The 23,652-nt window shown below is 74.1% G+C and carries 20 protein-coding genes and 1 other RNA gene; 7 read left to right on the plus strand and 14 right to left on the minus strand.

What is annotated here, in order from left to right; all coding sequences use genetic code 11:
• Window positions 1–88 precede the first annotated feature (88 nt).
• Window positions 89–577 carry a DUF3592 domain-containing protein gene (locus tag V5D56_RS15825; protein ID WP_435736246.1) on the plus strand — a complete coding sequence of 163 codons (489 nt, stop codon included), beginning with the start codon at window positions 89–91 and terminating at the stop codon, window positions 575–577.
• A 13-nt stretch (window positions 578–590) separates the two neighbouring features.
• On the opposite strand, the gene V5D56_RS15830 is transcribed toward V5D56_RS15825, so the two are convergent.
• Window positions 591–2,264, minus strand: coding sequence for a flavin-containing monooxygenase (locus tag V5D56_RS15830; RefSeq protein ID WP_435736247.1), 1,674 nt, complete (start codon window positions 2,262–2,264; stop codon window positions 591–593).
• A 126-nt stretch (window positions 2,265–2,390) separates the two neighbouring features.
• Window positions 2,391–3,986: an SLC13 family permease gene (locus V5D56_RS15835; protein ID WP_435736248.1), complete on the minus strand. Its 1,596-nt coding sequence runs from the start codon at window positions 3,984–3,986 to the stop codon at window positions 2,391–2,393.
• An 89-nt stretch (window positions 3,987–4,075) separates the two neighbouring features.
• On the opposite strand from V5D56_RS15835, the gene V5D56_RS15840 reads away from it, so the two are divergent.
• Window positions 4,076–4,717 carry an NADPH-dependent F420 reductase gene (locus tag V5D56_RS15840; protein ID WP_435739056.1) on the plus strand — a complete coding sequence of 214 codons (642 nt, stop codon included), beginning with the start codon at window positions 4,076–4,078 and terminating at the stop codon, window positions 4,715–4,717.
• Between the two features lie 24 nt (window positions 4,718–4,741).
• Here V5D56_RS15840 and V5D56_RS15845 read toward each other — a convergent pair whose 3' ends face one another.
• Genes V5D56_RS15845 through V5D56_RS15855 form a run of 3 tightly spaced genes read right to left on the minus strand, consistent with a single transcriptional unit; the run spans window position 4,742 to window position 9,614 of the window.
• Window positions 4,742–5,131 (minus strand): hypothetical protein, encoded by a 390-nt coding sequence (locus tag V5D56_RS15845; RefSeq protein WP_435736249.1) that lies wholly within the window; start codon window positions 5,129–5,131, stop codon window positions 4,742–4,744.
• 2 nt (window positions 5,132–5,133) lie between these two features.
• Complete coding sequence (locus V5D56_RS15850; RefSeq protein ID WP_435736250.1) at window positions 5,134–8,280, minus strand: bifunctional [glutamine synthetase] adenylyltransferase/[glutamine synthetase]-adenylyl-L-tyrosine phosphorylase; 3,147 nt, start codon at window positions 8,278–8,280, stop codon at window positions 5,134–5,136.
• Window positions 8,277–9,614 (minus strand): glutamine synthetase family protein, encoded by a 1,338-nt coding sequence (locus V5D56_RS15855; RefSeq protein WP_435736251.1) that lies wholly within the window; start codon window positions 9,612–9,614, stop codon window positions 8,277–8,279. Before V5D56_RS15855 ends, V5D56_RS15850 begins: the two co-directional genes overlap by 4 nt.
• A gap of 138 nt (window positions 9,615–9,752) precedes the next feature.
• Here V5D56_RS15855 and V5D56_RS15860 point away from each other — a divergent pair, with 138 nt between their 5' ends.
• Complete coding sequence (locus V5D56_RS15860; protein ID WP_435736252.1) at window positions 9,753–11,459, plus strand: NAD+ synthase; 1,707 nt, start codon at window positions 9,753–9,755, stop codon at window positions 11,457–11,459.
• Between the two features lie 54 nt (window positions 11,460–11,513).
• The gene (panB, locus tag V5D56_RS15865; RefSeq protein ID WP_435736253.1) at window positions 11,514–12,362 is read left to right on the plus strand and encodes a 3-methyl-2-oxobutanoate hydroxymethyltransferase; all 849 of its coding nucleotides are present in this window, start codon (window positions 11,514–11,516) and stop codon (window positions 12,360–12,362) included.
• A gap of 69 nt (window positions 12,363–12,431) precedes the next feature.
• Here panB and V5D56_RS15870 read toward each other — a convergent pair whose 3' ends face one another.
• Together V5D56_RS15870 and V5D56_RS15875 are read right to left on the minus strand one after the other, a co-directional pair.
• On the minus strand, window positions 12,432–13,352 hold the full coding sequence (locus tag V5D56_RS15870) for an N-acetylmuramoyl-L-alanine amidase (protein ID WP_435736254.1): 921 nt from the start codon (window positions 13,350–13,352) through the stop codon (window positions 12,432–12,434).
• Window positions 13,349–13,570, minus strand: coding sequence for an SPOR domain-containing protein (locus tag V5D56_RS15875; protein ID WP_435736255.1), 222 nt, complete (start codon window positions 13,568–13,570; stop codon window positions 13,349–13,351). The genes V5D56_RS15870 and V5D56_RS15875 overlap by 4 nt, the downstream gene beginning before the upstream one ends.
• Before the next feature lie 63 nt (window positions 13,571–13,633).
• On the opposite strand from V5D56_RS15875, the gene map reads away from it, so the two are divergent.
• Window positions 13,634–14,557, plus strand: a complete 924-nt coding sequence (map, locus tag V5D56_RS15880) for a type I methionyl aminopeptidase (protein ID WP_435736256.1) — start codon at window positions 13,634–13,636, stop codon at window positions 14,555–14,557.
• On the plus strand, window positions 14,554–15,357 hold the full coding sequence (gene ppgK / locus V5D56_RS15885; protein WP_435736257.1) for a polyphosphate--glucose phosphotransferase: 804 nt from the start codon (window positions 14,554–14,556) through the stop codon (window positions 15,355–15,357). The genes map and ppgK overlap by 4 nt, the downstream gene beginning before the upstream one ends.
• Before the next feature lie 51 nt (window positions 15,358–15,408).
• Here ppgK and V5D56_RS15890 read toward each other — a convergent pair whose 3' ends face one another.
• From V5D56_RS15890 to V5D56_RS15910, 5 genes are all read right to left on the minus strand, one after another.
• Window positions 15,409–15,774, minus strand: a complete 366-nt coding sequence (locus V5D56_RS15890) for an STAS domain-containing protein (protein ID WP_435736258.1) — start codon at window positions 15,772–15,774, stop codon at window positions 15,409–15,411.
• Window positions 15,775–16,082: 308 nt separating this feature from the next.
• Complete coding sequence (locus V5D56_RS15895) at window positions 16,083–18,692, minus strand: phosphoenolpyruvate carboxylase (protein WP_435739057.1); 2,610 nt, start codon at window positions 18,690–18,692, stop codon at window positions 16,083–16,085.
• A gap of 187 nt (window positions 18,693–18,879) precedes the next feature.
• Window positions 18,880–19,698, minus strand: a complete 819-nt coding sequence (locus V5D56_RS15900) for a hydroxymethylpyrimidine/phosphomethylpyrimidine kinase (protein ID WP_435736259.1) — start codon at window positions 19,696–19,698, stop codon at window positions 18,880–18,882.
• 73 nt (window positions 19,699–19,771) lie between these two features.
• Window positions 19,772–20,189, minus strand: an RNA gene (gene rnpB, locus V5D56_RS15905) — RNase P RNA component class A.
• Window positions 20,190–20,250: 61 nt separating this feature from the next.
• Entirely contained in the window at window positions 20,251–20,634 is a 384-nt protein-coding gene (locus tag V5D56_RS15910) for a tautomerase family protein (protein WP_435736260.1), read from the minus strand.
• A gap of 101 nt (window positions 20,635–20,735) precedes the next feature.
• Between V5D56_RS15910 and V5D56_RS15915 the strand changes: the two genes are divergently transcribed.
• Window positions 20,736–21,533, plus strand: coding sequence for a YaaA family protein (locus V5D56_RS15915; protein WP_435736261.1), 798 nt, complete (start codon window positions 20,736–20,738; stop codon window positions 21,531–21,533).
• 1 nt (window position 21,534) lies between these two features.
• Here the strand turns inward: V5D56_RS15915 and V5D56_RS15920 are convergent, their stop codons facing one another.
• Window positions 21,535–22,824 (minus strand): bifunctional RNase H/acid phosphatase, encoded by a 1,290-nt coding sequence (locus tag V5D56_RS15920; protein WP_435736262.1) that lies wholly within the window; start codon window positions 22,822–22,824, stop codon window positions 21,535–21,537.
• The gene (locus V5D56_RS15925) at window positions 22,821–23,564 is read right to left on the minus strand and encodes a zinc ribbon domain-containing protein (RefSeq protein ID WP_435736263.1); all 744 of its coding nucleotides are present in this window, start codon (window positions 23,562–23,564) and stop codon (window positions 22,821–22,823) included. The genes V5D56_RS15920 and V5D56_RS15925 overlap by 4 nt, the downstream gene beginning before the upstream one ends.
• Between the last annotated feature and the right edge of the window lie 88 nt (window positions 23,565–23,652).

Here is a 23,652-nt window from a genome sequence, read left to right on the forward strand (position 1 = left end):
ACGGACAGGGATCCCCCACGGGCCGAGCGTGCCGGTACGGTATGGCCCGCACCGTCCGTCGGGGCGGGACGAGGGAGAGGAACGGTCCGTGCACGTGCGGGTGAGGATGATCGTCGGAGGGGTGTTCGCCGCGGTCGGGCTGGGGCTCGTGGTTGCTGCGGTCGTGATCGGGTGCTCGACCTACTCGTTCCAGCAGACGGCCGAGCGGACGACCGGCACCGTCGTCGACCTCGACGTGCGGTGGGGGTCGCACGGGAGCCGCTCGTCGAGCCGCGCGGAGTACCCCGTCGTCGAGTTCGAGGCCGACGGTCAGCGATACACCGTCGTGAGCGCCGTGACAGGCACGTCGCATCCGGAGATCGGCGACGACGTCACGGTCCTGTACGACCCTGCGGACCCGTCCGACGCGCGGCTGGACAGCGGCCCGCTCAATCATGCGCTCGAGGTGATCCTCGGTGGGGCGGGCGTGGTCTTCGCCGGGTTCGGGTCGTCACTCCTGGTTCGCGGCCTGCGCAGGCGAGGGGCTGCCGCTCCCCCGGCGGCCCCACCGGCGTGGCCCAGCGACGCAGTCGTGTGAGCGGAGCGGTGCGTCAGGCGACCTGCGGCGTCTCTCCCGCCGGGACATGTGCCGAGGGAAGGCCGGCGTCCGGGCGAAGCCCCGCATAGGCCTCCGCCTCGACCTCGGCGCACAGGTCCTGGTAGACGTGCCCGCCGCCGAGGTACACGGCCATCTCCTCACGCTTGCCGGGCACGTTGCCGCCGACGAACCACGCGCCGGCCTTGCGGCCCTCGGCGTACATGACCGTGGCGTGCCCGGCCCGCTCGGTCTCCGCCCGCCACCAGTCCTCGGCCTCGCGCGTCGGCTCGAGCTGGTCCACGCCGTTCTCCCGAGCGAACGACAGCGCGCGCTGCAGCCACTGCGCGCCGCGCTGGACGGGGACCGGCAGGTTGGACAGCGGGGTCTGCGGGCCGACGGACATGAAGAAGTTCGGGAACCCGTGCACGCCGATCCCGAGATAGGTGAGCAGGCCGTCGCGCTCCCACCTCTCGCGCAGCGTGATCCCCTCGCGCCCGACGACGTCGATCGCCGTCAGCGCACCCGTCATGGCGTCGAACCCCGTCGCGAGCACGAGCACGTCGAGCTCGTGCTCGACCCCGTCGACGACCACGCCGCGCGGCGTCACCTCGGTGATCGGCGACGCGAGCACGTCGACGAGCTCGACGTTCTCCCGGTTGAACGCGTCGTAGTAGCCGTGGCCGGTCGGCGGGCGCTTGCCCATGAAGGTGTAGGTCGTCGGGCACAGCGCCTCCGCAGTCCGGGGGTCGGCGACGACCTCACGGATCTTGCCGCGGATGAACTCCGACGCGTACGCGCTGGCCTCCGGGCTCGTCATGAGGTCGGTGAAGCACTCCATCGCGAAGTGGAAGCCCCCCGCCTGCCACTTGGACTCGAACACCTGCCGCCGCTCGTCGTCGTCCACCTCCAGCGCCGAGTGCGCGGGGAAGTCCATCGGCACCCCGAACGGGTGCCGTGCCGCGCGCTCGAACACCGCGTCGTAGTTCTCGCGCAGCGAGGCGAGCTCTTCCGGGGTGACGGGAGGGCTCGTCGACTCGACGACGTAGTTGGGCGTGCGCTGGAACACGGTGACGTGGGCGGCCTGCGCGGCGAGCTCCGGCAGCATCTGGATGCCCGACGCCCCGACCCCGATCATCCCGACGCGCTTGTCGGTCAGGTCCACGCCCTCGTGCGGCCAGCGGGCGGAGTGGTGCGCCGGGCCCGCGAACGTCTCCAGCCCCGGGACGGCCGGGAGCACCGGGCGCGAGAGCAGACCGGTCGCCGACACGAGGTAGGTCGACCGCAGCCGGGAGCCGTCCGCGAGCGTCAGCGTCCAGAGGTTGGTCGAGTCCGAGTGCTCGGCCCTCTCGACCCGCGTGCTCAGCCGGATGTCGCGGCGCAGGTCGAGGCGGTCGGCGACGAACTCGAGGTAGGCGCGGATCTCCTCGCCCCGCGGGTACCGCTCGGTCCACACCCACTCCTCGCGCACCGCGGTGGAGAACGAGAACGCATAGGAGTCGTACTCCGAGTCGGTGCGCACGCCCGGGTAGCGGTTCGCCCACCACGTGCCGCCGACGCCGTCGGCGGCGTCGACCACGAGCGTCGACAGACCGATCTCGCGCAGGTGGTGCAGCATCGCGAGCCCGGAGTACCCGGCCCCGATCACGACGACGTCGTAGGTCTCGACGCGAGGGTCTGTGGTGTGCATGCACGACTCCCTGTGTCCGGTCCGGCGGAGCGCCGCGGGCAGGAGTGCGCACGTCGCGGTACACCGTCCCACGCGCGCGGTGCTCGTGCCAGGGTGAATCCACCCTGACCTGCGGACACGGTGAGCTCAGAACGGCCAGACGAGCGGTACGTACAGGACCGCGGCGGCGAGGAAGACCAGCGCGAGGGGCAGGCCGAGACGCCAGTAGTCCCCGAACCGGTAGCCGCCCGGCTGCAGGACCATGAGGTTGACCGGCGTGGCGATCGGGGTGAGGAAGGCCGCGGCCCCGGCGACCGTGAGCGCCATCATGAACGGCTGCACGCTCACCTCGAGCGACTGCGCGAACGACACCGCGACAGGAGCCATCACGAGCACGGTCGCGACGTTCGAGATGAACTGACCGAGCACGATGGTGAGCACGCACACCACGAGGAGCGCGAGGCGTGGCGAGCCGTACCCGAGAGCGCCGAGCACGTACCCGGAGATCGCCTCGGCGGCTCCCGACGAGACGAAGGCCGACGACAAGGGGATCAGCGCAGCGATCAGGACGACGGTGTCCCACGAGATCGCGCGGAACGACTGAGGCACGGTGACGACACCCAGCAGCACGAGGGCTCCCGCGGCGAGCAGGCCCGCGATCACGGGAGGGACGACCCCGGTCGCGAGCAGCACGATCGTCACGACCAGCACCACGAGGCACCGTCGCCAGCCGCGCCCGAGCGGGACGCCCCGCTGCAGGCTCTGCGAGGAGTCGACGGCGATGACGTCGGGCGACCGCGTGTAGCGGTGGAGCGCGTCCCAGGGACCGCGAACGAGCACGGCGTCGCCGGCCTGGAGCGTCATGGCGCCGGAGGCCTGCGGCGCGTTCGGTCCCGTCGAGCGACCGTCGCCGCGCCGGAGCGCGACGACGACGAGGCCCTCGTCGCGCGTCGTCATGCCCGGGCTGACGGTCCGCCCGACCAGGGTGGAGCGCGGCGCGATGAGCACTTCGACGACGCCCGTCCCCCCGGTGAACAGGCGACCGGTGTCCAGGTCGGTGGTGTAGCTCTCCCGCCACGAGCGCACCCGCTCGCGCGGGTCGGCCGTCGTCTCGGCGAGGTGCTCGGGGACGCGCTCCGGGAGCAGCCGGTCCCCCAGCGTCACGACGAGCACCGCCGTGGCGAGGACGAGCGGTATCCCGACGAGGGCGAACTCGAAGTAGCCGAACTCCGTGCCGCCCACCTCGGCCGCCGCCTCGGAGACGATGATGTTCACCGGTGTGCCGGTCAGCGTCAGCAGCGATCCGGCGCCGGCGGCGAACGCGAGCGGGATGAGCATGCGCGACGGGACGATGCCGGCCCGCCCGGCCGCCACGACCGCGACCGGGAGGAGCGCGGCCACGGCACCGTTGATGCTGATGACCGCCGCCAGGAGCGCCGCGACGCCGACCATGAGCGCGAGCAGCCCGGCGCGCCCGAGGGACGCCCGCCGTTCGAGCCACTGCCCGATCCACGCGGTGATCCCCGTGGAGTCCAGCGCCTCGCTGAGCACGAACAGCGAGGCGATGAACAGCACGATCGGGTCGCTGAAGCCTCCCAGCGCCTCGTCGAGCGGGAGCACCCCCGTCGCCCAGAGCGCCACCGGAACGAAGAGCGCGACGACCACGAGCGGCAACCGGTTGGTCATGAAGCCCACGACCGCGAGCGCCAGGATGACGAACGTCGCGACCAGCGGATCGATCATGGACACCCCCTGGGACGCCAGGATGCCACACGGCGCCCCGTCCGGGAGGTCGCCGGAATAGCGGGCGCGCCGGTGCGTTGTCGATGACCATGACGACTCTCGGCATCATCGGCGCAGGCAACATCGGCTCACAGGTCGCCCGGGCGGCGATCGCCCACGGCTACGACGTGGTCATCGCGAACTCGCGGGCCCCCCGGACGCTCGACGGCCTCGTCGCCGAGCTGGGTCCGCGGGCACGGGCGGCGACCGCCGAGGAGGCGGCGCGCGCTGCGGACGTCGCCGTCGTAGCGGTGCCCTTCGGGGCGTACCGCGACGTCCCCGCCGAGCCGCTCGACGGCAAGATCGTCCTCGACACGAACAACTACTACTGGGAGCGCGACGGGCACGTCGAGGCCCTCGACCGGGGTGAGGCCACGTCGTCGGGCCTGCTCCAGGAGCACCTGGCCGGGTCGAAGGTGGCCAAGGCGTTCAACCACATCCGGTCGACGGATATCACGACCGACGGGACCCCCGCGGGCACGCCGGGACGCCGCGCGCTGGCGACCGCGAGCGACTTCCCCGAGGCCGCCGCCTGGGTCGTGCGGTTCTACGACGAGCTGGGGTTCGATGCCGTCGACACGAGCCCGCTCGTGGAGTCGTGGCGCGTCGAGCGTGACCGTCCGGCGTACGTCGCACGCCAGGACGCCGACGAGCTGCGCGCGAACCTCGACCGCGCGCCCCGCACCCTCTGACGTGCCCGCCCCGGGGCGGGTGCCTCACACGCGCTCGCCCCGGGCGACGAGGCCCGCGCCCACGATCAGCAGCACGAGGAGCGCGACCACGAGGCCGAGGAGCGCGAACGCGCGGGCCGGTCCGAGCGGACCCTCCACAAGGCGCGCTGACCGTCGGCAGCCGACGCCGCACAGGCCCCACAGCACCGCGGCGGCGAGGGGCTCGGGGCGCTGCCACGCGACGGTCAGCACGACCGCGAACGCCGCGAGCGCCCAGGCGATCCACCCTGCCCAGCGCAGGCGCGAGCCGTAGAACGACCCGGCCGGCCGGCGGCCGCGCTCGGGCGCCGCGCGGCGGTCGCAAGAATCGCCGAGCACCCGGGGCTCGCGCCGTTCGAGCAGGCCCGGGACGGGCGGCTCGTCGCGCCGGGCCACGGTCAGTCCTCGCCGTAGAAGACGCGCTCCATGACCGTGCGTGCTCGCCGCGCGGTGCGCAGGTAGTGCTCCTCGAGCTCCGCGCCGGTCTCGACGTCCGGGAGGTCGAGCACGCGCGCGAGCCCGGTGAGGGCGAAGCGGTCGTGCGGCAGCACGTCGACGGTCGTCCCCGTCGTCCGTCCGGACCACAGCACGAGCGCGCTGCGCAGGCGTGACGCGAGGTGCCACGCCTCGCCGAGCACGGCCGCGTCGTCGGCGTCGACCAGCCCGGCCGCGACGGCCGCGTCGAGCGCGTCGACCGTGGACGTCGTCCGCAGGCCCGGGACGTCGTGCGCGTGCTGGAGCTGCAAGAGCTGGACGGTCCACTCGACGTCGGACACTCCCCCGCGCCCGAGCTTGAGGTGGCGCGAGGCCTCCACGCCGCGCGGCAGCCGCTCCGACTCGACGCGCGCCTTGATCCTGCGGACCTCGCGCACCTCGGCCGGTTCCAGTCCGCCCACCGGGTAGCGCCGACGGTCCACGACGCCCACGAACTCCTCGCCGAGCCCGGCGACGTCGCCCGCGACGGGGCGCGCCCGCAGGAGCGCCTGCGCCTCCCACACGCTCGACCACCGCTCGTAGTACTCGGCGTATGACGCGAGCGAGCGCACGAGCGGGCCGTTGCGGCCCTCGGGGCGCAGGTCCGCGTCGACGGGAAGCGCCGGTTCCGGCCCGACGGCGGACAGGAGCTGGCGCAGCCGTGTCGCCACGGCGAGCGCGTACGCCTGGGCGTCGCGCTCGGCGGCGCCCGGCGCCGGGTCGTGCACGAACAGGACGTCGGCGTCGGAGCCGTAGCCCATCTCCCGGCCACCGAGGCGGCCCATCGCGACGACGAGCACGCGTGCCGGCGCGGAGCCGGGGTCCTGGGGGTCGTACCCGAGCTCGTCGCGCGCCACGAACTCCGCGACCCGCAGGGCTCCGACGAGCACGACGTCGGCCGCGTCCGAGATGCTCCGTGCCGCGTGGACGGGGTCGACGACCCCGAGCAGCTCCGCCGCCCCGGTGCGCGCGAGCTCGCGTCGCCGCACGGCCCGCAGGCTCACCGTCGCCGGCTCGACCTGGTCCGCGCGCGTGAGGATCGCGTCCGTCTCCGCCGCGAGCCGCTCGGCGCCCCGCGGCGTGAGGTCGGCGTCGGCGGCGAGCCAGCGCACCGACTCGGGCGAGCGCGCGAGGGCGTCGGCCAGGTAGCGCGAGCTCGAGAGCAGGTGGGCGAGCCGTCGGGCCGCCGAGCCGGAGTCGCGCAGGAGCTTGAGGTACCAGTGGGTCGCCCCCAGCGTCTCCGACAGGGTCCGGAACGCGAGCAGACCGGCGTCCGGGTCGGCGCCCTCGGCGAACCACCCGAGCATGACGGGCAGGAGCTGGCGCTGGATCGCCGCGCGCCGGCTCACGCCCTCGGTGAGCGCGAGGACGTGGCGCATCGCGCCCGCCGGGTCGCGGTAGCCGATCGCCGCGAAGCGTGCCTTGGCCGCCTCCGGGGCGAGGCTCACCTCGTCGGGCGACAGCTGGGCGGTCGCCGGGAGCAGCGGGCGGTAGAAGAGCTCCTCGTGCAGCGTGCGCACCTCACGACGCGTCGAACGCCAGCGCTCGGTGAGCCCGTCGGCACCCTCGGCGCGCAGGCCGAGCGAGCGCGCGAGGCGGCGCAGCTCGTCGTCGGACGTCGGCACGAGGTGCGTCCGCTTGAGCCGGAACAGCTGGATGCGGTGCTCGAGGGCGCGCAGGAACCGGTAGCACACGCCCAGCCGGGCCGCGTGGTCGCGGCCGACGTATCCGGCCGCGGCGAGCTCGGTCAGCGCGGTGAGCGTCGACCGGCTGCGGATCGAGTCGTCGCCGCGCCCGTGCACGAGCTGCAGGAGCTGGACCGTGAACTCGACGTCGCGCAGGCCGCCCTTGCCGAGCTTGAGCTGGCGGTCCGCCTCGGCCGCGGGCACGTGGTCCTCGACACGGCGCCGCATCGCCTGCGAGTCCTCGACGAAGTTCTCCCGTCCGGCCGCCGACCACACGAACGGGGAGATCGCCTCCTCGTACGCGCGGCCCAGCTCGCGGTCCCCCGCGACCGTGCGGGCCTTGAGCAGCGCCTGGAACTCCCACGTCTTCGCCCAGCGCTCGTAGTACGCGACATGGCTCGCGAGGGTGCGCACGAGGGGTCCCTGCTTGCCCTCGGGACGCAGCGCGGCGTCGACCTGCCACAGCGGGGGCTCGCCGGAGGTACCCCAGCACACGCGTGCGAGGCCCGTCGCGAGGCGCGCCCCGACGCTCGTCGCGTACGCCTCGTCGTACCCGTCGGCGGGCTCGACGACGTAGACCACGTCGACGTCGGAGACGTAGTTGAGCTCGCGCGCGCCGCACTTGCCCATGCCGATCACCGCGAGACGCACCCCGGCGCCGTGGTCGTCGAGCTCGGCGCGGGCGACCGCGAGCGCGCCCTCGAGCGCCGCCGCAGCGAGGTCCGCGAGCGCCGCGCCGACGGCGGGCAGGCGGGTGAGGGGCTCGGTCGCCGTGAGGTCGGTGGCGGCGATGCGCAGGAGCCGTTCGCGGTACGCCCGGCGCAGCGCGTCCACGCGGGCGGGCCCCGGCTCGTCGGCGACCGGCGCGGCGGCGTCGGGGTCCGCGCCGACGGCGCGCAGGAGCTCCGCCCGCACGTCCCGCGCGTCGACCCCCGTCCCGGGCGCCGGGTCGGCGACGACCTCGAGCAGCGCGGGCCGTCGCACGACGTCGTCCCCGAGCGCGACCGAGGCGCCGAGCACGGCGAGCAGGCGGTCCCGCGCCTCGCCGGGCCGGAGGCAGCGCCGCGCGAGACCGGCCAGGGGCCCGCCCTGCTCGACCTCCGGGCGCAGTGCGCCCGCGACGCGGACGACCTGGAGGAGCGCGAGGTCGGGATCGGCCGCGGCACCGAACGCGGCCAGCAGGTCGTCGCTCAGGTCCACCGGCGCGGTCGTGCCGGGGTCGTCGTCCGGGGCCGCACCGCCGTCGAGGAGGCGGGCCAGGTCCGGGTCGGCGAGCAGGCTCGCCGAGCGCGTGACGTCGGCGAACCCGAGGCGCACCAGGCGACCGGTGATCGTCGGCCGGCGCGACCCGCCCGCCCGGCCCGACGCCGTCGTGGAGCTGCTCACAGGACCTGGAGGAACCGCTTCAGCTCGAACGGCGTGACCTGTGCGCGGTACGCGTCCCACTCCTGGCGCTTGTTGCGCAGCACGAAGTCGAACACGTGCTCGCCCAGGGTCTCGGCGACCAGCTCGGAGCTCTCCATGATCTGGATCGCGGCGTCGAGCGACTGCGGCAGCGGCTTGATGCCGAGCGCGCGGCGCTCGGCGTCCGTGAGCTCCCAGACGTCGTCCTCGGTGGCCTCGGGCAGGTCATAGCCCTCCTCGATGCCCTTGAGGCCCGCGGCGAGCATGACGGCGAACGCGAGGTACGGGTTCGCGGCCGAGTCGAGCGCGCGGTACTCGACACGGCTCGAGTTGCCCTTGCCCGGCTTGTACATGGGCACGCGCACGAGCGCGGACCGGTTGTTGTGGCCCCAGCACACGTAGCTCGGCGCCTCGGCGCCGCCCCACAGGCGCTTGTACGAGTTGACGTACTGGTTGGTGATCGCGGTGATCTCCGCGGCGTGCACGAGCAGGCCCGCGATGAACTGGCGCGCCGTCTTGGACAGCTCGAACTGGGCACCGGGCTCGTGGAACGCGTTGCGGTCGCCCTCGAAGAGCGACAGGTGCGTGTGCATGCCCGAGCCGGGCTGGTCGGCCATCGGCTTCGGCATGAACGACGCGAACACGCCCTGCTCCAGCGCGACCTCCTTGACGACCGTGCGGAACGTCATGAGGTTGTCCGCCGTGGTCAGCGCGTCGGCGTAGCGCAGGTCGATCTCGTTCTGGCCCGGCCCGGCCTCGTGGTGCGAGAACTCCACGGAGATGCCCATGGACTCGAGCATCGTGATCGCGGCGCGGCGGAAGTCGTGCGTCGACCCCCGCGCGAGGTGGTCGAAGTAGCCGCCCTGGTCGACCGGCACGAGCGGCGACTCGGCGTCGGCCGGCTGGTTGAAGAGGTAGAACTCGACCTCGGGGTGCGTGTAGAACGTGAAGCCCTTGTCGCTCGCCCGCGCGAGCGCGCGCTTGAGGACGTTGCGGCTGTCCGCGAGGGACGGCTCGCCGTCGGGCGTGAGGATGTCGCAGAACATGCGCGCGGTGCCGTGCCGCTCGCCGCGCCACGGCAGGACCTGGAACGTCGTCGGGTCCGGCTTGGCGATCATGTCGGCCTCGTACACGCGCGTGAGGCCCTCGATCGAGCTCCCGTCGAACCCGATGCCCTCGGCGAACGCGGACTCGAGCTCCGCCGGGGCGACCGCCACCGACTTGAGCATCCCGAGCACGTCGGTGAACCAGAGCCGGATGAAGCGGATGTCGCGCTCCTCGACCGTGCGGAGCACGAACTCCTGCTGCCTGTCCATGCGGTACATCCTGCCTGATCCGTGTGACGAACGGGTGACACGACCGTGTGGCGGACCTGTCGCGGACAGGTTACGGACTCCCCACGCCGTCCGGCACGTGCGGACGAGGCGCGCGTCGCGCTCGTCTACGCTGGCCGCATGGCTGATCTGCGCGTCGCGCTGGCACAGGTCGACACGTGCGTGGGGGACCTCGACGGCAACGCCGCCCTGGTCCTCGAGCGCACCCGCGAGGCCGCGGCCGCCGGCGCCGCCCTCGTCGCGTTCCCCGAGATGACCCTCACCGGCTACCCGATCGAGGACCTCGCGCTGCGTGCGTCCTTCCGCCGCGCGGCCTGGGCGGCCGCCGCGGACATCGCGGCCCGGCTCGCGGCCGAGGGCCTGGGCGACGTCACCGTGGTGCTCGGCACCGTCGGGACGGCCGGCGACCCGCGCGGCGCAGGCGCCGCCGAGCGTGAGGCGTCCGGCTCCCCCGCCGACCTGCCGACGAACCGCGCCGTCGTCCTGCGCGACGGCGTCGTGCAGGCGGCGTACGACAAGCACCACCTGCCCAACTACGGGGTGTTCGACGAGTTCCGCATCTTCGCCCCGGGCCGCACGACGACGGTCGTCGAGGTCGAGGGCCGCCGCGTGGGCGTCGCGATCTGCGAGGACATCTGGCAGGACGGTGGCCCGGTCACCGAGATGGCGGCTCTCGACGAGGCGGGGAACGGCCTCGACCTCCTCCTCGTGCTCAACGGCTCCCCGTTCGAGGAGGGCAAGGGTCACGTGCGCACCGACCTCGCCGCGCGCCGCGCGCGCGAGGTGACCGCGCCGGTCGCCTACGTCAACCTCGTCGGCGGGCAGGACGACCTCGTGTTCGACGGCGGGTCGTTCGTCACCGACGCGACGGGCGCCGTCGTCTCCCGCTCGCCGCAGTTCGTCGAGGACCTCCTCGTGTGGGACCTGCCCGACGACGGCGACGCACCCCGCGGTCCGAGCGCGCCGGAGCTGCACCCCGACGAGGAGGTCTACCGGGCGTGCGTGACGGGCCTCGCGGGCTACGTGCGCAAGAACGGCTTCCGGTCCGTGGTCCTCGGCGTCTCGGGCGGCATCGACTCCGCGCTCACGGCGACGATCGCGGCGGACGCGATCGGCGGCGAGAACGTCGTCGGCGTCTCCATGCCGTCCCGGTACTCGTCCGAGCACAGCAAGGACGACGCCGCCGACCTCGCCAAGAGGCTCGGCGCCGACTACCGCGTCCAGCCCATCGCGCCCATGGTCGAGGCCTTCCAGGGCGAGCTGGAGCTCGAGGGCGTCGCCGAGGAGAACCTCCAGGCGCGCGTGCGCGGCGTGGTCCTCATGGCGATCTCGAACCGCGAGGGGCACCTCGTCATCGCGCCCGGCAACAAGTCCGAGCTCGCCACGGGGTACGCGACGATCTACGACGCAGGCAGCATCGGCGGGTTCGCGCCCCTCAAGGACGTCGACAAGTCCCGCGTGTGGCAGCTCGCGCGCTGGCGCAACGACCACGCCCTGGACCGCGGCGAGATCCCGCCCATCCCCGAGTCGTCGATCACCAAGCCGCCGTCGGCCGAGCTGCGCCCCGGTCAGACCGACCAGGACTCGCTCCCGCCGTACGACCTGCTCGACGAGGTGCTCGACGCGTACATCGAGCACGCCGAGGGCCGCACGGAGCTGCTCGCGCGCGGCTTCGACCCGGACGTCGTCGACAAGGTCGTCACGCTCGTCGACCGCGCCGAGTGGAAGCGCCGCCAGTACCCGCCGGGGCCGAAGGTGACGGCCCTCGCGTTCGGGCGCGACCGCCGTCTGCCCATCACCAACCGCTGGCGCGAGCCGCTCGACTGACCGTCGCGGCACCCCGCCGGTCGCCTGTCAGAACCCGTCTCAGGAAGGTCGTCCATGTCCGCTCACACCACCCCCGAGCCCGCCGCGACCGGCGGGACGGGGCCGCGTCGCGTCCGCGTGCACCACCTCGCCGAGGCGAAGGCGCGCGGCGAGAAGATCACGATGCTCACCGCGTACGACGCCGTGACCGCGCGGATCTTCGACGAGGCGGGGATCGACATGCTGCTCGTCGGCGACTCGATCGGCAACACGATGCACGGGCACGCGACGACCCTGCCCGTCACCGTGGACGACCTGATCCCGCCCGCGCGGGCCGTCGCGCGCGCCGCGCGGCGTGCGTTCACCGTCGTCGACCTGCCGTTCGGGTCGTACGAGGCAGGCCCTGAGCAGGCGCTCGCGACCGGCGTGCGCTTCTTCAAGGAGACCGGTGTGAGCGCGGTCAAGCTCGAGGGCGGGCGCCGCGTCGCCGCGCAGATCCGCGCCCTCACGGACGCCGGGATGCCCGTCGTGGGCCACCTCGGGTACACGCCCCAGTCGGAGCACCTGCTCGGCGGGCCGCGCGTGCAGGGCCGGGGGGACGACGCCGCCGAGCGGCTCAGCGAGGACGCGCTCGCCGTCGCCGAGGCCGGGGCGGTCGCGATCGTCCTCGAGATGGTCCCCGTCGAGGTTGCGGAGCGCATCACCGAGATCCTGCGCATCCCGACGATCGGCATCGGCGCGGGCGCCGCGTGCGACGGCCAGGTGCTCGTGTGGACCGACATGGCGGGGATGACCGACTGGTCACCACGGTTCGCCAAGCGCTACGCCGAGATCGGTGCGGCGCTCGGCCAGGCCGCCGCCGACTACGCCGCCGACGTGCGCGGCGGGACGTTCCCCGACGACGCCCACAGCTTCGCCCACTGACGCCCACTGACGCCGGCCGCACCGCCCACCGCCCACCCGCGCACCGCCCGCAGCGGTACGCCGCGGCGTCTACCGGTCGTCCGGCGCACGGTCCGCCGCCCACGCGACGAGACCCGCCGCGAGGGCGTCGGCGTAGCGCTGGCGGCCGTCCTCCGACGCCATGACGGCGGCCTCGCCCGCGTTGCGCATCTCGCCGAGCTCCAGCACGACGGCGGGGCGCTCGGCGTGGTTGAGGGTCGCGAGGTCGTCGCGCCGCTGGATCGGGCCGTCGTCCCCCGCGACCGACGACGACGGCGCGAACCCGGCCTCTCCCAGCGCCGACACGAGCTCGCGCGCGAGCGCGACGCTCGGCTCGCCCTGCGCGTCGTGCACCGGTGGGTCCGACACGATCGCGAAGAACCCGTTCGCGCTCCGGTCCTCCGTGCCGTTGGCGTGCACCGACACGAGCACGTCGGCGTCGTTCTCCTGAGGGAAGCGACCCCGGGCGTCGACGCACGGCCCGACCCCCGCGTCGTCGGACCGGGTGAGGACCACGACCGCACCGAGCTCGGTGAGCCGCGCGGCGAGGCGACCGCTCACGTCCCACGTGAACGCGTGCTCGGGGTAGCCCGCGTCGGTCGACGCACCGACGGTGTTGCAGGCCTTGCTGCCGCCGCGCCCGTCATCGACGGGCGCGTTGACCGTCAAGGGGTTCGCACCGTTCCCCCCGTTGTGGCCCGGGTCGACGGCGACCGTGAGCCCCGCGAGCGGCGGCGGCGGCGCGCTCTCGGCCGTGACCGTCGGCTCCGGGGTCGCCGTCGTGGCGTCCGGGGACGGCGACGCGGCGGCCGCGGGGCCCGACGGCGCGAGCGTCGTCGGGCCGCCCCCGGGACCGGGGCGGACCTGCAGCGCGACGAGGAACGTCAGCGCCCCGACGGCCAGTCCCGCGAGGAGCAGCCCGAGGCGACCCCACGTGGTGCGCCACGGACCCGGCGGAGGCGCGTGCGTCACTCGCCGCGCTCGCGGCGCTCTTCCTCGTCCCAGGCCTCCGAGCGCTGCCGCGCGGTCTCGAGGGCCTTCTGGGCGGCCTCACGCGTCGGGTACGGGCCCATGCGGTGCGTCCACGACCCGCTCGGCCCGCGGTGCACCTCGCCGGTCCTCGTGTCGTAGTAGTACTGGTCCTCGGTCGTGGGGGTCTCGCCGTCGTCGGCGACAGGTCCGGTGCTCATCCTCCGATCCTCCCCCACGTGCCCGGCGCCGCGCACGCGCCCGCACGTTCGTAGACTGCGCACATGCCGCCGACCACTCCTCCCTCCGGCGCGGGCAGCGTCCGACCCGCCCCCGCGGTCCCGGCGCCCGCGCGGCGCGCTCCCCTCACCCCCGGGACGGTCGGGCCGCGTCGCGCCGTCCCTGCGTCGATCGCGCGTCCCGAGTACGTCGGTCGTCCCGGGCCGCAGCCCTTCACCGGGAGCGAGGTCAACGACCCGGAGACGATCGAGCGCATCCGGGTCGCGTCGCGCGTCGCGGCGCAGGCGCTCGCCGAGGTCGGGCGCCACGTCGCGCCCGGCGTCACGACGGACGAGCTCGACCGCGTCGGGCACGAGCTCCTCCTCGACCACGGTGCCTACCCGTCGACGCTCGGTTACCGCGGCTTCCCGAAGTCGCTGTGCACATCGGTCAACGAGGTCGTGTGCCACGGCATCCCGGACTCGACCGAGCTCGTGGACGGCGACATCGTCAACGTCGACGTCACGGCGTTCCTGGGCGGTGTCCACGGCGACACGAACGCGACCTTCGCGGTCGGGACGCTCGACGAGGAGTCCGCACTGCTCGTCGAGCGCACGAGCGAGGCGCTCGCGCGCGGGATCAAGGCCGTCGTACCCGGACGCGAGGTGAACGTGATCGGGCGCGTGATCGAGCGCTACGCCGCCCGGTTCGGCTACGGCGTCGTGCGCGAGTACACGGGCCACGGCGTGGGGAGGGCGTTCCACTCCGGCCTCGTGATCCCCCACTACGACGCCGCTCCCCTGCACGGCACGGTGATCGAACCCGGGATGGTGTTCACGATCGAGCCCATGCTCACGCTCGGCACGTCCGAGTGGCGGATGTGGGAGGACGGGTGGACGGTAGTCACCGCAGACACCTCACGCACGGCTCAGTTCGAGCACACGCTGCTGGTGACCGACGACGGAGCGGAGATCCTCACACTCCCATGAACGCGCACAAGACCCCCCACACCTCCGGTCCGAACGGGCTCGCCTTCGGCATCGACGTCGGCGGCAGCGGCATCAAGGGCGCCCCCGTCGACCTCGCCACGGGCGAGTTCGCCCAGGAGCGTCACCGCATCCCGACACCGCAGCCCTCGACGCCGCAGGCCGTCGCCGAGGTGATCGCCCGGCTCGTCGACGAGTACGACCTCCCGGCCGAGGTCCCGATCGGCGTGGCGTTCCCGGCGCCCCTCCAGCACGGGGTCGTCCGGTTCATCGCGAACCTCGACGCGTCGTGGACGGGCGTGGACCTCCCCGCGCTCCTGCACCGGGAGACGGGTCGTCACGTGGTCGCCGTCAACGACGCCGACGCCGCCGGGATCGGCGAGGTGCGGTACGGCGCGGCGCGCGACGCCGACGGCGTGGTGCTCGTCGCGACGCTGGGGACCGGGATCGGCAGCGCGATCGTCGTCGAAGGACACCTCCTGCCCAACACCGAGCTCGGCCACCTCGAGATCGACGGGCACGACGCCGAGACGAAGGCGTCGGACGCGGCCCGCGACCGCGAGGACCTGGACTGGGAGCAGTGGGCCGAACGTCTTCAGCGCTACTTCGGCGTGGTCGAGGACCTGTTCTCCCCCGACCTCATCGTCGTGGGCGGTGGGGTGAGCAAGAAGCACGAGCACTTCCTGCCGCGCCTGCACCTGCGCGCCCCGATCGTCCCGGCCCAGCTGCGCAACGCCGCCGGGATCGTGGGGGCCGCGTCGCTCGCCGCCGAGGACGCGCGGCGTACCGCGGACGCCGTCTGACGTCCGGCCGGTCGCCGCGCCCGCTCCGTGCGCGCCCGCCGGCCGGCGGGCTCAGGCCGTCGTGACCTCGTGCCGCTCGGTGCCGAAGATCTCGATGACGCCGAGCATCTCGAGGACGTCGGTCACGACGCTGGGTGGGTTGCGCAGGGTCACCGAGAGACCTTCCTCGGACCCGATCGTGTAGAACTGCACGAGGAACGCGATCCCGGTCGAGTCCATGAACGTCACCCGCGACGTGTCGATGACCACGGGGACGTCCCGCTCGAGCGCGTTCGCGAGCGCGGCGCTCGCCTCGCTCCGCAGCGCGACGTCGATCTCCCCCCACATGGCGACCACGCTGGCGCCCGGCTCCTCGAGCAGGCGGATCCCGCCCGTCTCGACCGCCGCGTCCTTTGTCTCTGCCTGCTGCACCGTCATCGCCCCGCCTTCCTGCTGCCTGCCCCGCCCGCCCCGACGGGTCGGCGCCACCTGCTTGGCGCCATCGACCGCCCGGCCCGCCCGGCACGTCGTCGGACCGCGGCGGGGAGTGCGGTCGATCGTTGCCAGGGTAGCCCAAAAATGCCACCGAATGGGAGCCCTCTGGCAAGAACTTTACCTGAGCGCCCGAGATGGCCGTCTTCACGGCCGGTAGTTGAGGATTCATTCAACAGTTGGACGGCTGTCCAGACGACGACGGCCGTCCCCGGAGCGCTGCCCCGAGGACGGCCGGTCGGTCGGCGGCCCGGTCAGCCGGTGTTCTGCAGGCCGGCGGCCACGCCGTTCACCGTGAGGAGCAGAAGGTGCTGCAGCTCGTCCTTCGTCGTCCCGTCGGCGCCCGCACGCAGGCCCCGGAGTGCGCGCACCTGCAGCAGCGACAGCGCGTCGACGTACGGGCTGCGGAGCTGGACCGCACGGCCGAGGACGCGACGGCTCGAGAGCGGCCACGCGTTGCCCGTCACCGCGAGCACGCGCTCGCGCGTCAGCCGGAGCTCGTCGAGGACGGCCTGCGCGAGGTCGTCACGGTCGCCGAGCGCGAGGTAGCGCTCGGCGATGCGCTCGTCGGTCTTCGCGAGCGACATCTCGACGTTGTCGAGCAGCGTCGCGAACAGGGGCCACTCGCGGTGCGCCTCGCGGAGCAGGTCGAGGTCCCCGAACTCGGAGAGCGCCGTCCCGAGGCCGTACCAGCCCGCGAGGTTGATGCGCGCCTGGGACCACGAGAACACCCACGGGATCGCCCGGAGGTCGTCGAGCGAGGACACCGAGAGCCCACGCCGCGCGGGCCGGGAGCCGATCGGCAGCAGACCGACCTCCTCGAGCGGCGTCACCTGCGCGAACCACTGCGGGAAGCCGTCCGCGCGCACGAGCTCGTGGAAGCGGCGCCGGGACGAGGCGTCGAGCGCCGCGGCCAGCTCGCGGTAGCGGTCCGTCGCCTCAGCGTTGCGCTGCTCGGTCGACGGCGCGGACGCGAGCAGCGTCGCGGCGGCGACCTGCTCGATGTGGCGCGACGCGATCGTCGGGTCGCCGTACCGCGCGAGGATGACCTCGCCCTGCTCGGTGAGCTTGAAACGGCCGTCCACGGAACCGGGCGGCTGGGCGAGCACGGCCCGGTTCGCCGGGCCGCCCCCGCGCCCGAGCGCGCCGCCGCGGCCGTGGAAGAGGGTCAGCGTGATGTCGTGCCGCTCCGCCCACAGCGCGATGCGGCGCTGCGCGTCGTGCAGCGCGAGGGTTGCCGAGACGGGCCCGACGTCCTTCGAGGAGTCCGAGTAGCCGAGCATGACCTCGACACGGCGGCCGTTCTCCGCGAGCCGCTTCTGGACCTGCGGCAGCGTGAGCATCGACTCGAGGATGTCGACGCTCGCCTCGAGGTCCGCGAACGTCTCGAACAGCGGGATCGCGTCGACGACCGGCTTGTCGTCCGCGCCCGCGAACGCGTGCTCCGCCAGCTCGTACACCGCCGCGAGGTGCTCCGGCGCCTGGGTGAACGAGACGATGTAGCGGCGCGCGGCGCGCAGGCCGTAGCGCTGCTGGACGGAGCCCAGGGCGCGGAACGTGTCGAGGACCTCGCGCGTGCGGTCCGACAGGTCGCCGTGCACGCCCTTCTCGGCGATCTCCGCGAGCGCCGCGGCGTGCACCTGCGAGTGCTGGCGCACCTCGAGCTCGGCGAGGTGGAAGCCGAACGTCTCGACCTGCCACACGAGCTGCTGCAGGTCGCCGTAGGCCGCCCGGGGGGCGCCCGCCGCGACGAGCGACTCCTGGACCACGCGCAGGTCCGACTCGAGCTGCTCCGGGTCGGCGTAGGCGAGGTCGGCGTTGCGGGCGCGCGTGGCCGCGACACGCTCGGCGACGACGAGGAGCACCGCGCGGTGCGGCTCGCGCGGGGACGCCGCGGAGGCCGCCGCCGTGACGGCCTCCGAGAGCTGTCGCTGACGCTGCCACAGCGCGCGCAGCCCGTCGGACGGCGGCGTGCCGACCTCGTCGAGCGTCAGCTTGCGGCCGACGCGACGCGTCTGCTCCTCGAGCGCGACGAGCGCGTGCTCGGAGGCGATCGCCGCGGCCTGCCGGGTGACCTCCGCCGTGACGTTGGGGTTCCCGTCGCGGTCCCCGCCGATCCAGGTGCCGAGGCTCACGAAGGGGCGCACGAGCGGCTCCTCGCGGCCCGCCTCGTCGCCGAGCAGCCAGTCGTCGAGGCGGCGGTACACCGTGGGGAAGGTGTCGAACATCGTCGCGTCGAACACGCCGAGCGCCGTCTTCACCTCGTCGAGGACCGACGGCTTGTTCTCGCGGATCGGCGCGGTGCGCCACATGGTGTCGATCTCGGCCAGCAGGCGGCGCTCGTTCTCGGCGAGGGACGTGCCGCCGAGGGGCTGGGCGTCGCGCTCGTCGAGCAGGGTCGCGATGCGCCGCACGGCCCCCGAGACGGCCCGGCGGCGCGCCTCGGTGGGGTGCGCCGTCAGGACGGGGCGGAACTCGAGGCGACGCAGCCGCCGCAGCGCCTCCTCGCGGCCCACCTCGGCGACGAGCTGCTCGAACGCCTCGGGCAGCGAGTCGTCGTGCGTGACGGCACGGGTGGCGAACTCGGCCTCGCGCTCCCGCAGGACGCGCACGCGGTGGTACTCCTCGGCGAGGTTCGCGAGGTGGAAGTAGCACGTGAAGGCCCGAGCGACCTGCTCCGCGCGCTCGATCGTCAGGCCCTCGACGAGCGCCTCGGCGTCGGCGAGCGCCGCGCCCGTCGTGTCGTCGTAGGCGGCGATCGCGAGCTCGCGCAGGCGCTCGACGTCGTCGAGCAGCTCCTGCCCGCCCGTCTCGCGCAGCACGGTGCCGAGCAGCCCGCCGAGGAGGCGGACGTCGTCGCGCAGCGGGGCGGGGACGTCGTGGCGCGCGAGGCCGCGGTCCTTCTCGTCCGCGCCTCCGGGGACGGTGGTGCCGAGCCGGGCGGGGTCGCCGCTGCCGGGGGTCAGTTCCGGTGGGGAGAGGTCGTTCACGGGGACGAGGGTATTCCTTGACCGACACCCGACGCGCACGCGTCCGGTGGGTGATCCCCGATCACGGGCGGTACGCGCCCTGCCAGACGGTGTCGAACGGCGTCGCCGCCGGGACGCGCGCCGCGATGCCCTGCGTGACGACCTCCTTCGCGACCTCGACGGCCGACCGGACGTCCGAGCCTTTCGCGAGCTCGGCCGTGATCGCCGCGGCGAACGTGCAGCCGGCACCGGAGACGCGCTCCTCGCCCACCTTGGGGCGGGAGAGCACGACGACGCCGTCGCCGTCCACGAGGACGTCCACGGCGTCCGGGCCGGGCAGCTCCACGCCGCCCTTCGCGACGACGACGTCCGGGCCGAGGGCGCGGATGCGCTGCGCGGCCTCCACGAGCTCCTCGACGGTCTCGATCGACTCCACGCCCGCGAGCGTGCGCGTCTCGAAGAGGTTGGGCGTCACGACCGTCGCGAGCGGCAGCACCTGCTCGCGCAGCGCCGTGTCGGTGTCGAGCGCTGCGCCCGGCTCCTGACCCTTGCAGATGAGCACCGGGTCGAGCACGACGTGCTCCCACGACCGCGAGCGCAGCGACGCCGAGACGACGTCGATGGTGGCGGGCGTGCCGAGCATGCCGATCTTCACGACCGACGGCGAGTGCGTCGCCACGGCGGCCTCGAACTGGTCGGCGATGACCTGGGCGTCCACCGGGACGAAGCGGTGGCCCCAGTCGTTCTTCGGGTCGAACGACACGATGCACGTGAGCGTCCCGACGCCGTACGCGCCGAGCTGCTGGAACGTCTTGAGGTCGGCCTGGATGCCGGCGCCGCCGGTCGCCTCCGACCCGGCGATGACGTAGGCGACGGGGGGCTGCTGGGGCTGCTGGCTCATCGGGGACTCCTCGGCGTCGTGCGGCACGGTGGGTCGGGTCCCTCCGCGCCCGTCGTGCGAGGGTGCGAAGGTGCGGACGAGCCGGTCTGTACGCCGGGTTCTGTTCCCGCGCGCGGTTGCCCCCGCGCGGGCGACGGTCATCCATCTACGACGCACGTTGCCGTACGCCTCCAGCGGTCTACCCGACTGTGCTTCTCACCAGAGAATCGGGCGGGCCGCCCTCAAACACAGTCTGTCTGACCTTGCTCCAGGTGGGGTTTACCGAGCCGGACCGGTCACCCGGCCCGCTGGTGGTCTCTTACACCACCGTTTCACCCTTACCGCGCCGATCGGGGCCGAAGCCTCGACCAGCACGGCGGTCTGTTCTCTGTGGCACTGTCCCGCGGGTCACCCCGGGTGGGCGTTACCCACCACCTTGCCCTTCGGAGCCCGGACGTTCCTCGGCGGGGAGGCCTTGCGGCCTGCCCCGACGCGACCGCCCGACCGACTCGTCCGCACCCGCAAGGATACTGCCCGGCGCGCGCTGCTCGGACGAGCACCAGCTCGACCAGGTCAGACGTCGACGCGGTACGTCAGCGCGAGCTCGTCGCCGCTCACGCCGCGGATCCCCCAGCTCTCGCGCGGCGCCTCGAGGATCACGAGCTCGACGTCGTCCGCGCCGATCCCGAGGGCGGGCGCGACATCGTCGTACAGGGCCGTGACCAGGGCGCGCTTCGCCTCGCGCGTGCGCCCTGTGAAGCACACGACCTCGACGACGAGGTAGGCGTCCGAGCGCGGGGCGACGAGGTCGTCGTCGTCCAGGAGCAGGAAGCGGTGGAACCGCTTGTCCTCCGGAAGCTGCCACGCGCGGACGAGCGCGCCGTGCAGCGCGTCGGACACCTCCGCCCGCCGCTCGCCCCACACGCTGCGCCGTCCGTAGATCTTCACCTGGGCCACCGCGGCAGCGTAGCGCTCCGGCCCGACGACGTGACGCACCCCACGCTGCCGGCCTCACCACCCGCCCGGGCAGGGCACGGGCGCAACCGTAGAGTGACCGGGTGCTCGTGCTCCTGCCCCCGTCCGAGGGCAAGACCCCCGCGCCCGACGGCGCCTCTCCGGTCGACCTCGCGACGCTCACCGCCCCGGCCCTCACCGCCCGGCGCGAGCAGGTCCTCGACGCGCTCGTCACGGCGAGCGCCCGCGCGGACGCCGTCGAGCTGCTCGGCGTGAGCCCCGGCCTGGCGGACGAGGTGCGCCGCAACACCGGGCTGCGCACGGCGCCGGCGGCCCCTGCCGCGCACGTCTACACGGGCGTCCTGTACGGCGCGGCGGACCTCGGCGGCGCGCTCGCGGCCGAGGGAGAGGCCGCGCGACGCGCCACCGAGGACGTGCGGGTCGTCTCCGGGCTGTGGGGCGCCCTGTCCCCCGCCGACCGCGTGCCCGCGTACCGCCTCTCGATGGGCGTGGCGCTCCCGGGGCTCGGGCGCCTCGCGACGGCCTGGCGCCCGCACCTCGGCGCGGCCCTCGACGCGCGGGCGGCGGGCGACGTCGTCGTGGACTGCCGGTCCGCCACGTATGCCGCCGCGTGGCGGCCCCGCACGACCGGCACGGACGCCGCGCAGTGGGTCGCCGTGCGCGTGCTGCGCGAGGCGGACGGCAGGCGCTCGGTGGTGTCCCACAACGCCAAGCACACGCGGGGCGTGCTCACGGCCCACCTCGTGCGCCGGGCCGGTGTCGTGGCGTCCGCGGACGACCTGGCGAAGGCCGCGGACGAGCTCGTCGGCACCGACCTGCTGGACGCGACCCTCCACGACGACGGCCGCGGGCGGTTCACGCTCGAGCTCGTCGTGGCCTGACTCAGAGGTCGCTCGGGACGCCCTGGGCCACGAGCTCGCTCGTCCCGTCGGCCCACAGCCGCAGGATGCTCACCGAGGCGGGCGGCACGCGGAACCGGGACCACTGGTCCGGCGGAGCCTGGACGGCGACGCCGATCGCGGCGCGCACCTGCACGGCATGGCCCACGACGACGACCGTGCGTCCCGCCGGCGGCGCGGTCTCAAGCTGCGTGCGCGCGAGCTCCCGGAGCCCCGCACGCACCCGGACCCCGACGTCCGCGACCGACTCGCCACCCGGCGCGGCGACGGTCCCCGACGTGTACCAGTCGCGGCGCAGCCCCGGCCACCGCTCGTCGATCTGCTCGGCCGTGAGGCCCTCCCAGTCGCCGAAGTCGACCTCGGCGAAGCGTGCGTCGGTCGTCACGGGCAGCCCCAGGCGCCGGCTCACCGCGCGCGCCGTCTCCTGGGTACGGACCATAGGGGACGCGACGAGGGCGGACGGTCGGGGCACGTCGGTCCAGGCCGACCTGCCGATCCGGAACACGAGGTCCGCGGCGCGCGCCGCCTGCGTGCGCCCGTGCGGCGTCAGCGACGGACCGGGGACCGACGAGCCGCTGAACGCCCCGGCGAGCGTGTACGGCGTCTGCCCGTGGCGGACGAGGACGACCGTCAGCGCCGGTGCGTCGTCGAAGCGGATCGTGGCTCCGGACGGCCGGGTGAGCGGATCGGTCGTCGTGCCGGCCTCGCCGCGTCCCTCCCCGGGCGCCTGCTCGAGCGGCGCCTCGTCGTGCCCGGCAGCCACGCCGCCGTCGTCCGGCGGGTCGTCCGTGCCGTGGTCCCGAGCGATCGTGCCGCCGGTGTCCATCGCCTCGTTCGCGAGCCGGTCCGCGTCCGCGTTCTGCGCGCGCGGGATCCACTCGTAGGTCACGTGGTCCGCCGGCAGGACGGTCGCGGCCTCCGCCGCCAGGCGGCGCATGTCGGCGTGCTTGATCTGCCACCGCCCCGACATCTGCTCGACGACGAGGCGCGAGTCCATCCGGACGGTCACCCGGGCGTCGGGGTCGATCGCGGCGGCCGCCCGCAGCCCGGCGACGAGGCCGGAGTACTCGGCGACGTTGTTGGTCGTCGTGCCGAGGAACGCGGCACGCTCCGCCAGGACGCGGCCGCTCGCGCCGTCGCGCACGAGGGCACCGAAGCCGGCCGGCCCGGGGTTGCCGCGGGAGCCGCCGTCGGCCTCGACGACGAGGTGGCGCCGTCCCGACGAGCCCTGCGGGCCGGTCCGGGAGGCGTCGGGGCGTGCGTCCGCGCTCACGCGCCCACGGCCTCCGGACGCACGACGATGTGGCCGTAGTCCTCGAGCCGGACGACCTGATCCGGGGCCGCGGACGTCACGGCCGCGAGCTCGGCGGGGCTCAGGTCGACGTTGAGGCCCTCCAGCCGACGGCCGCGCATCGCGACGACCCCGCGGCCGCCGTTCTGGTCGCGCACGCGCTCGTACAGCGCGAGCAGCGCGGAGTCGATCCCGTCGGCCGCCGCGCGACGGCGCTCGGCGACCTGCGCCGCCTCCTCGTCGAGCTCCGCGAAGCGGGCGTCGCGCGCCGCGACGACCTCGGCGCGAGCCGCCTCGAGCTCGGCGTTCGCGGACTCCAGGCGACCGAGGGCCTCCTCGTGCGCCTCGAGGCGCTCCATGACGTCGAGCTCGACCTCCTCGAGCACGCCCTGGCGGCGCGCGAGCGACTCGAGCTCGCCGACGAGCGCCTGCGCGTCCTTCGCGCCGACCTGCCCGGAGTCGAGGCGTGCCTGGTCGCGCGCGGCGCGCGTGCGCACCTGCTCGACGTCGGCCTCGGCCTTCTTCAGCTCGCGGCGCAGGTCGGACGCCGCCGTGCGGGACTCGACGAGCGACGTCGCGAGGTCCTGCACCTGCGCGTCGAGCTCGGCGATGCGAGCGATCTCCGGCAGGTTCTTGCGCTGGTGGGCGAGCTGCTGCAGTCGCGTGTCGAGCTCCTGGACGTCGAGGAGCCGGAGCTGGTCTGCGGGCGGGGCGGTGGCCACGTGGTGCTTCCTTTCATGGGACCGGTCAGGTCGTGGGACGCGGTCGGGTCGGGCGGGTCGAGGTCGCGGCGGGTCGCGGCGGGCTGCC

Source organism: Cellulosimicrobium sp. PMB13 (assembly GCF_051294865.1).
Classification (GTDB): Bacteria; Actinomycetota; Actinomycetes; order Actinomycetales; family Cellulomonadaceae; genus Cellulosimicrobium.

Coding starts and splice junctions, on each gene's coding strand:
- ppgK (WP_435736257.1), top strand. CDS start 14,554: ATGAACGCGCACAAGACCCCCCACACCTCCGGTCCGAACGGGCTCGCC.
- V5D56_RS15855 (WP_435736251.1), bottom strand. CDS start 9,614: ATGGACAGGCAGCAGGAGTTCGTGCTCCGCACGGTCGAGGAGCGCGAC.
- V5D56_RS15875 (WP_435736255.1), bottom strand. CDS start 13,570: ATGAGCACCGGACCTGTCGCCGACGACGGCGAGACCCCCACGACCGAG.
- panB (WP_435736253.1), top strand. CDS start 11,514: ATGTCCGCTCACACCACCCCCGAGCCCGCCGCGACCGGCGGGACGGGG.
- V5D56_RS15830 (WP_435736247.1), bottom strand. CDS start 2,264: ATGCACACCACAGACCCTCGCGTCGAGACCTACGACGTCGTCGTGATC.
- V5D56_RS15835 (WP_435736248.1), bottom strand. CDS start 3,986: ATGATCGATCCGCTGGTCGCGACGTTCGTCATCCTGGCGCTCGCGGTC.
- V5D56_RS15890 (WP_435736258.1), bottom strand. CDS start 15,774: ATGACGGTGCAGCAGGCAGAGACAAAGGACGCGGCGGTCGAGACGGGC.
- V5D56_RS15840 (WP_435739056.1), top strand. CDS start 4,076: ATGACGACTCTCGGCATCATCGGCGCAGGCAACATCGGCTCACAGGTC.
- V5D56_RS15900 (WP_435736259.1), bottom strand. CDS start 19,698: ATGAGCCAGCAGCCCCAGCAGCCCCCCGTCGCCTACGTCATCGCCGGG.
- map (WP_435736256.1), top strand. CDS start 13,634: ATGCCGCCGACCACTCCTCCCTCCGGCGCGGGCAGCGTCCGACCCGCC.
- V5D56_RS15860 (WP_435736252.1), top strand. CDS start 9,753: ATGGCTGATCTGCGCGTCGCGCTGGCACAGGTCGACACGTGCGTGGGG.